This is a genomic window from Thiolapillus sp., from assembly GCF_048562965.1.
GTDB lineage: Bacteria > Pseudomonadota > Gammaproteobacteria > Chromatiales > Chromatiaceae > Thiolapillus > Thiolapillus brandeum_A.
Window position 1 is genome coordinate 1 of record NZ_JBHNMF010000308.1, and the last position, 3,996, is coordinate 3,996.

General features: G+C 55.3%; 6 protein-coding genes. All 6 read left to right on the forward strand.

Annotated elements, in window-relative coordinates; all coding sequences use genetic code 11:
* Nucleotides 1-392: 392 nt before the first annotated feature.
* Entirely contained in the window at nucleotides 393-527 is a 135-nt protein-coding gene (locus ACOCD2_RS13775) for a hypothetical protein (RefSeq protein WP_419588462.1), read from the forward strand.
* 182 nt (nucleotides 528-709) lie between these two features.
* Entirely contained in the window at nucleotides 710-2,434 is a 1,725-nt protein-coding gene (locus tag ACOCD2_RS13780; RefSeq protein ID WP_419588463.1) for a PRTRC system ParB family protein, read from the forward strand.
* Nucleotides 2,435-2,516: 82 nt separating this feature from the next.
* Nucleotides 2,517-2,972, forward strand: a complete 456-nt coding sequence (locus tag ACOCD2_RS13785) for a PRTRC system protein E (protein ID WP_293689180.1) — start codon at nucleotides 2,517-2,519, stop codon at nucleotides 2,970-2,972.
* 14 nt (nucleotides 2,973-2,986) lie between these two features.
* Nucleotides 2,987-3,202, forward strand: coding sequence for a PRTRC system protein C (locus ACOCD2_RS13790; RefSeq protein ID WP_293689182.1), 216 nt, complete (start codon nucleotides 2,987-2,989; stop codon nucleotides 3,200-3,202).
* Nucleotides 3,203-3,211: 9 nt separating this feature from the next.
* A complete protein-coding gene (locus ACOCD2_RS13795; protein ID WP_294052603.1) occupies nucleotides 3,212-3,799 on the forward strand; it encodes a hypothetical protein in 588 nt (195 codons plus the stop codon).
* A partial coding sequence (locus ACOCD2_RS13800) for a hypothetical protein (protein ID WP_293688302.1) occupies nucleotides 3,796-3,996 on the forward strand: 201 nt, incomplete at its 3' end. The genes ACOCD2_RS13795 and ACOCD2_RS13800, both read left to right, overlap by 4 nt.

Below are 3,996 nucleotides of genomic sequence, written 5' to 3' on the forward strand. Positions count from 1 at the left end.
AGAAGACTGCCGGATAACGCCAATAATATTGCGAAAAAACTTAAGAAGTTTAGGCAAACCCTAAAAACTGAAAGCAAGCTCTGGTAGCTTACTCCGACGCTAAGGCCTTAATATTTGAGAAATCGAAAGTCATGAAACCTGACTCTTGTCACACTGCACGTCGAGGTCGCCCAATTAGCAACACCGCTGATTCGTTATGATACGAAAATGCCTCATACCGCCATCAGCCTGAGGAACGATTTCTGGTAACTGCTTGAAGGCTTCCTTTGGCTCATTGAAAAACATATCCCAATGGGCACCCATATAATGCTCGCTTTCCTCTTCTTCTGTTACGAAAGTACGCTCGGAACGTTGCCGCAGATCCAACGCCTCATCGGCACTCTGATGTTCGTTTGCCGTACTGGCCAGCTTTAACTGGGTATAACTGCAAGTGTGTCTTCGGCCTCGTGATAGATTTTGGGACATCCCAGTCCCCAAAATCGACTCGGCCTTTGACAACCTATTGGTGCCCCAGCCGTTTAAACTAACGCGCCCTATTTCTTTCCATTGTTTCTCAACTAGCCCCTAAAACCACCAAATCGTTGTAAAAATAGGAGTTAAAGACTTTATTCCCCGGTCACACTTCCTGTTTTCCTGATCCGTCAGGCTTGCATTATTGAAATAATGTGGATGATAGGAGGTGTACTCAACAACACTTCGGAGAATCCACATGAATACCGCTGAAACCTTACCCGCCCCCTTCGATCTTGCCGCTGTCATGGCCAACCTGCAAAACGAACAGTTTTTGCATGTGCCGGTGGCGCTGCTCCAGGTCAAGGAAGGCTTCAACCACCGGCGTTACTTCGATGAGGCCGCGCTGAACGACCTGGCGGAGGACATTCGCCGCAATCGCATCGCGCAGCCCCTGGTCATCCGTCCCAACGAAGACAAGACCGTGTTCTATATCATTGCCGGGGAGCGCCGGTACCGGGCCGCACAAATCGCCGGGCTGACCAATGTGCCCTGTATCGTCCGGTTGGTGAGCGAGGCCGAAGCCTATGCTATTTCGGTATCCGAGAACGCTCAGCGCGAGGACGTATCCGCCGCTGAACAGGCCGTTATTGCCCACCGCGCCGTGGGCCTTAGTGACGGCGACCGCGAGGAAGCCTGCCGCCTGCTCGGGTGGAGCCGCAAGAAACTCAATGCCCGCCTGCTCCTGCTGCACTGCGACAAAAGCGTATTGTCTGCTGTCGCAGAACGTAAGATTTCGATCGGCCACGCCGAACTGCTGGCTGGGCTGCCCAAGGAGTTGCAAGCGCAAACCCTGCCCTCACTGATTGATAAGGGTGTGACCGTCGCCCAGCTCAAGGAGCATCTGGGGCGTTACGCCTACCGCATCGACAGCGCGGCGTTCGATACCGCCGATTGCGCCAAGTGCCAGCACAACAGCGCCCAGGGCAATGACCTGTTTGGCGAATCCATCGGGGATGGGCGCTGCCTGAACCAGTCCTGCTTCAACGAAAAAACCGCACAGTGGATTGAGGCCAAAAAGGCCGAAGCCGCCGATGAATACGGCGTTGTCTATCTCGAGACCGAAAAACCTGCCGACCAGCGCGTTTATCTGGTGCGTGACGGCCTCAAGGGCGTAGGGCGGGAGCAATACGCCACCTGTCAGTCCTGCGCCCGGTACGGGGCGCTGATGCTCACTGAAAAAGGGCGTGAAGGGAAACTGGAAACCGGCGTGTGTTTCGACCCTGCCTGTAATCAGGAGAAGGTCAATGCCCACCAGGCGTCTCTGACGGAAGAAAAGCCACGAACGGCCAAGGAAGCGGGGGGCAAGGCGCCAAAAGCGACCACCCGAAAGAAGAAAGCGTCCGCGCCCGCCGTGTCCGGCAAACTGACGGCGTATGCCACTTCGCTGCATCACCGCGCCGCCGCCGGGGAAGTGCCGAGCGACCCGCACCTTGTCAAAGTGCTGGGGCTGCTGGCGCTCATCAAGGAAGCCGGGATGCCGGATCTCGACCCTGAATACGACGAACTCAAGCTCAAGTCGCGGGTATCTGACCGTGCCAAACTGATGGCGGTTTTGTTGGCACAGGACGATATGTTTCTGGATGAACTGCAAACCCGCGCCGCCGCGTTGCTGGTTTCCAAGAATCACAGTGCCTATGGCGAAAGTGATTACCTCGGGCTGGCAAAACAAACCCTTCGTCACCATGACGGCTCCCTGCCGAAGTATTTCTCCATGAACAAGGACTATCTGGCGATGCTGACCATTGGCGGCATCAAGGCGGTCTTGGGCGAATCGGGTTTCGACCAGTGGTACGACAAGGAAAACGGCAAGGACAGCATCGCCAAATTCATCAAAGGCAAGAAAAAGGCCGACCTGATTCAAGCAGTGTTGGATGCCGGGTTCGACTGGAAGGGGTTCGTACCCAAATTGCTCTGCGCCTGATGTGGCTATTGCAACCCCGCAAGGGGTTGCGTTTTCCCCTTTCTCATTAAACTGGTACTGAACATCAACAACGGAGACACCTATGGAACTTATCGACTTTCTGACAAGCCTCAAAGACGCCCTGACCGACGGCGAAAGCCTGCAATTCAATATCACCCGTGAGGGCGATACCCTGAACATGGCCTTCATCCCCAAACTGGCCGAGGTCAAAGGGGGCAACACCGACACCGAGGAAATCCGCGCCGCCCTCGCCCTGCCGCTGGTTTTCAATAAGTTGACCCTGGCGCAAATCAACGACGACCTGTGCGAACGCCTCACCGCCTACGGCAAGGCGCGTAAACCGGCACTGGACGCCTATCAGGAATTGCTGGCCAATCTCAGTGATGCCACGGCCAAGGCCAAGAACGCCGCCAGCAAGAAGAAAACGGACAAACCCAAGACCAAGGCAAAGCCCGCTGAAAAGCCCGCCACGCCTGCTGCCACTGCTTCGGCTAAAACCGAGGACAACGGCGCTGCTAACAGCTTGCTCGACTTTTGAAGGAGGATACCCCTATGACGACTGCAACCGCCAAACCCATGATTCGGACGTTCAAAACCGGCTCTGTTCAACTGCCCGACCCCGATCCGCAGCTTTCACCGGATGAGGTACGGAAACTCTATGCCGTTTCCTATCCGCATCTGGCCTCTGCAACCGTAGGCGAACCTGTTGCTTCGGGCGAAACACTCCAATATGAATTTGTGCCACCTGTCGTGAAAACCAAAGGCTAGGAGAACATCATGGATATTTTCGTGCTGCAAAGTTGGGAATACGAGCGCAATGCGTTCGCGGACGGCTTGCCCGCCAGTGAACTAACCAGTCAGTCATCGTGGGAATCCGCTCTCTATCATTGTTGGCGCACAATGGTCATGCCTCGCTATGCTGATCTGCCCGATGTATGGGCGCAATTCGTGGCGCAAGCGGATGATTGGCCCGATTTAATCAGCCTGGAGAGCGCGACGGGTTGGGGTACGCCTTTGCTGCAACGGGCCATTGATTTTCTTTACGAGTGGCTGAACGATAAAATGGTCAATGCGGGTTGGTCGATCACCTGCCTGCCCCGCTGCTCTTTGGAGGACAGCTTAAAAAAAGACTCCTTGCTGTCGGTCAACGGCAGGGTCGTTTCACAATGGGGGCATGGGTTGGACAATGACGATGACAATGTACTCTATTACCGCCTCACCACTGTTGACCAGATTCAATATGAGGACACATTCGATAGGAATGACCTCGATGCCGCCTGCTATGTCGGGGAAGGCACCTGGGAATTTGCCGATGGCACCCTGATTGCACCAATGACCGCCCACTGCGCCGGAGTCCGGCCATGAGCACTTCATTTGAAGCAGCACTGGATGACGCATTGATGGCGGCGACACAAGCGCCTGTGTCGTTGCCGGGGGGCAATGCACCGGAAGATGAACTGGATACGGTGATGCAATCGCTGTGGCGGCAATTCAGCTACTACCACCCCCAAGGGAAGGTTGTTCCAAGCCCACCCTTACCTGCTGAATTGTTCGGTTGGTTG